Source organism: Sphingopyxis sp. (assembly GCF_036402335.1).
Taxonomy (GTDB): Bacteria; Pseudomonadota; Alphaproteobacteria; order Sphingomonadales; family Sphingomonadaceae; genus Sphingopyxis.
The window spans coordinates 1-4,203 of record NZ_DASWTD010000096.1 but is presented as its reverse complement, the minus strand read 5'-3'; the positions used below and the strand labels follow the sequence as shown (position 1 = coordinate 4,203).

Below are 4,203 nucleotides of genomic sequence, written 5' to 3'. Positions count from 1 at the left end.
AGGCGGAAGTCGCGGCCGGCGAGCGGCACATAATCCTTGGTAAAGCTCGCGTGACGGCGTGCCTCGACGTCGAAGATGTTGTTCGCCGACAGGCTGAGCGTCAGATTCTTCGTATCGGGAAGCGGGCGCCAGCTGATCGAGGCGTTGACGAGCGTGAAGCCGTCGGTCGGCGTCTCGAACTGTGCGGTGCGCGTCTGGTCGTCGGTCCATTCGACCTCGACGCGTGCATCGACGCGCTCGCCCTGCGCTTCGAGCCCGCCGAGGATGCGCAGCGGCGGGATACGCGGGACATTGCGGTCGAGGCCTGCGTTCTTGATCTTCGCACGGGTCATGTCGGCAGTCACGTCGCCGACAATGTTGAACCCGCCGATCTGCGCCAGCCGCGCGCTCGCCTCGGCCTCGAAGCCATAGACGCGTGCATCGCGCTGGAAATACTGGAAGACGGGCAGTTCGTCTTCTTCGGCGCCGGTTGCCGCCGAATAGATGAAATTGTCGAACCAGTTCGAATAGCCGGTCAGGCTGAGATTGAACGCGTCGGACTTGAACTTGAACGAGGCTTCGGCACCCCAGTTGGATTCGCGCTTCAGGTTCGGATCGCCCAGCTCGAAGCTCTGCGTCGCGATGTGCGGACCGTTCGACAGCAATTCCTCGGCCGACGGCGCGCGCACCGCGCGCGAGACCGAAACGCCGAATTTCCCGCCTTCGAAGACGTCATAGGTCGCGCCGAGTGCACCCGAGAAGCTGTCGAAGCTGCGGTCGAAGTTCACCGTCTGCGCACGCACGCTGGTCTTTTCATAGCGCGCCGCGGCTTCGAGCCCGAGCCGGCCGGCCGTATATTCCTGCAACGTGAAGAGCGCGAACTGGTCGGTGAGGTTGCGCGGTACGAACGCCTCTTCGCCGACCGCGTCGAAGTCGCGGTGGCTATATTGCACGCCGCTTGCGCCGCGCCAGCCGCCACGGTCGTTCTGCGCCAGCTCGATCCGGCCTTCGACGCCCTGGTTGGTAAAGATGGTGCCGACTTCGTCGCCCTCGAATTCGGTGTGCTTGTAATCGGCAAAGCCCGCCCGGATACGCAGCTTGTCGAAGAAGCCGTCACCGAGTTCGACCTCGCCGCGCAGGTCGGCGCGCCACTGCTTCATGCCGATCGTGACGGGGCCTTCGCCATGCTCGTGGCCGCCCTCTTCTTCCTCGCCGCCATGATCGTGCGCGGTGTTCGGCCGGTCGGGCACGCCATAGTTGGTGTCGAAATAGCCGATCGAAATGCCGAGCTGGCCGCCGTCGTTGATCAGCGAGATGCCGCCGCCGGCGGTCCAGGTTTCGCTTTGCGTGTTGTCGATCTTGCCGCGCTTGCCTGCCTGTGCCGTCAGTTCGGCCGCTTCGTCGGCATGGCCGTCCTCGACCGCATGTTCGGCAAGGTGGAGCAGGTCGCCGCGAATATCGGGGGCATAGACAAAGCCGCCGCTACGCGTGTCGCCCGTCTTGCGCCAGCTGCCGTCGACATGCGCGACGATCTGCGGGCTCAGCGCGACATCGATCGAGCTGCCGATATTGCGGTCGTTGGCGGCGGTCGCATAGCCGCCAATCGCGTCGACATGGACATGGTCGGCCGGCACTTTTCTCGGGATGCGGCGATCGAACATGTTCACCGCGCCGCCGATCGCCTGGCTGCCGAACAGCAGCACGGCGGGTCCGCGCAGGATTTCGATGCGTTCGACCGTCAGCGGATCGATGGTGACGGCATGGTCGGCGGAGGTGTTCGACGCGTCGATCGATCCGATGCCGTCGGTCAGCACACGCACGCGTTCGCCCGAAAAGCCGCGCAGGACGGGGCGCGAGGCGCCGGGGGAGAAGCTCGTCGCCGACACACCCGGCTGCCGCGTGAGGGTGTCGCCGATCTGCCCGCGGATATCGCGTGCCAGTTCGTCGCCCTCGAGCACCGATACATTGCCGAGGATGTCGAGACTGCGGACATAGGGCGCGGTGACGACGATCGGTCCGCCGGCGTGCACATCGTCGTCGCTGCTTGCCGCTGTGCTGTCTTGCGCAAAGGCGGGCGCGGCGAGGAAAAGGGCTAAGGTAAAACCGGCAGAGCAAAGCAAACGCATGAGGGGAAAGTCCTGTTTTGTGGCGACCTGTCGGCGCGGCAGTAATGATATACTGTTACAATGACAACCCCCGAGGGTCGCCGCGGCTGTCGTTCGTCGGACCTCGTTGCCCGTTGGTCGACAAACGCCGATCATCGGCGGGCCAAGCGAAGCTGTCTTGCGAGGGGCGGGGCGCCGCCCTAGATCATGCGCATGACTATTGCTGCAAACAGCCTCGAACTCATCGGCAACACCCCGCTCGTGCTGCTCAGGGGGCCGAGCGAAGCCACCGGCTGCGAAATCTGGGGCAAGTGCGAATATGCCAACCCCGGCGGCTCGGTGAAGGATCGCGCCGCACTTTATATCGTCCGCGATGCCGAAGCGAACGGCAGCCTGGCGCCCGGCGGCACGATCGTCGAGGGGACGGCGGGCAATACCGGTATCGGGCTCGCCCTCGTCGGCAACGCGCTCGGCTACAAGACGATCATCGTCATGCCCGACAACCAGAGCGCCGAAAAGATGGCGACGATCCGCGCGCTCGGCGCCGAACTCGTTCTCGTTCCGCCCGCGCCCTTCGCCAACCCCGGCCATTTCGTCCACACCTCGCGCCGGATCGCCGAGGAAACCGAAAATGCGATCTGGGCGAACCAGTTCGACAATATCGCCAACCGCAAATCGCACATCTTCGGCACCGCCGAGGAAATCTGGGCGCAGATGGATGGCCGCATCGATGGTTTCACCTGCGCCGCGGGCACCGGCGGCACGATCGCGGGGACCGGGCTCGGGTTGAAGGCAAAGAATGCCGACATCGTCGTCGCGCTCACCGATCCGCACGGTGCAGGGCTGTTCAACTATTACCAGTGCGGCGAACTCAAGGCCGAAGGCAGCAGCGTCGCCGAGGGGATCGGCCAGAACCGTATCACCGCCAACCTCGACGGTGCGCCGATCGACACCCAGTTCCGCATTTCGGATGCCGAGGGTCTCGCGATCGTTCGCCAGCTGCTCGACGAGGAGGGGCTCTGCCTCGGCCTGTCGTCGGGGATCAATGTCGCGGGGGCGATGGCGCTCGCGCGCCAACTGGGGCCGGGCAAGCGCATTGCAACTATCCTGTGCGACAGCGGGTTTCGCTATCTTTCGACGCTCTTTAACCCCGAATGGCTGGCGAGCAAAGGGCTGGCCGAGACGTCGGCGAGGGCCGGGACATGGGCATGAGGGACATGCGGATCGACAATAGTGCAGCGCCCAAGGTGCAGGCAAAACCTGTCCCGTTGCCCGTCAACGACACGATGCGGCGGCTCCAGATCGGCATCGCCGGGGTGCTGACGGTGTTGCTGCTCGTCGGCATGGCAGGGCTGATCGGCGAGCGCGCGCGCGAAAATGCGGCTGCGGACGCGACTGCCGCGGCCGAAGTCAAGATGCCAGGCGACGTACAGGCCAGCAGCGGTGCGCCGCTGGAAGAGCTGGGCGTCCAGGCCGTCTCGCCGTCGTCAAAGGATGAAAATTCGGCCACATCGGTAAAGGTTCCGCAGGCGGCGCCGTCATCCGCGACCGTGCCCGATCTCGAACCCGATCCCACTCTCCAGCGCGCGCGCCAGTCGAAACAGTGACCGCGGCGCTGCGCGGGCCGATGCTGCGCGCTCTTGTAACGGCCGTTGCGATTATCGTTCTGGGCTGGGTTGCGGGCGGGCAGGCGCTGCTTGGCCGGATCGATCCCGCGCTTGCCATCCCGCTCGTCGCGCCGCCGATGCTGGTCCTCGCGTGGTGGCAGCGCGCCGCGCCGGCCACCGACCGTCGACGCGCGACCTTGCTGACGCTGGGGTTTCTCGCGATCGCGCAGGCGCTGCTCGCGCTCCGTCTCGCCGGATCGACGGCATGGCTCCAATTGCTGCTTGTCGCCATCGTCGGGGCCGTTGCCGCTTTTGCGGCTGATGCGCTCGTTCGATGGCGCCCTCGCGCCCGGCTGCTGGCCTCGCTCGCCGGGCTGTTGCTGGTCGCCGGCTGGTTCGGGGCAGGCCATGCGCTGCTCGCCGCCCTCTACCGTGCCGGAGCGGCGCCGGCAGAGGCGCCCGCCGCGACGATGCTCACCGGCCTGCCGCTGCGCTGGTCCGGGGGTAGCGGC

Annotated in this window: 3 protein-coding genes and 1 pseudogene; 3 read left to right on the top strand and 1 reads right to left on the bottom strand. The window is 66.1% G+C overall.

Annotated features, from left to right (window positions below; genetic code table 11):
• A partial coding sequence (locus VGD20_RS02895; protein ID WP_331133007.1) for a TonB-dependent receptor occupies positions 1–2,105 on the bottom strand: 2,105 nt, incomplete at its 3' end.
• 192 nt (positions 2,106–2,297) lie between these two features.
• Here VGD20_RS02895 and VGD20_RS02890 point away from each other — a divergent pair.
• From VGD20_RS02890 to VGD20_RS02880, 3 genes and pseudogenes are all read left to right on the top strand, one after another.
• Positions 2,298–3,296: a cysteine synthase A gene (locus VGD20_RS02890; RefSeq protein WP_331133006.1), complete on the top strand. Its 999-nt coding sequence runs from the start codon at positions 2,298–2,300 to the stop codon at positions 3,294–3,296.
• Positions 3,297–3,301: 5 nt separating this feature from the next.
• A complete protein-coding gene (locus VGD20_RS02885) occupies positions 3,302–3,691 on the top strand; it encodes a hypothetical protein (protein ID WP_331133005.1) in 390 nt (129 codons plus the stop codon).
• Positions 3,692–3,711: 20 nt separating this feature from the next.
• Positions 3,712–4,203, top strand: a pseudogene (locus VGD20_RS02880) (hypothetical protein); the annotation flags it as partial.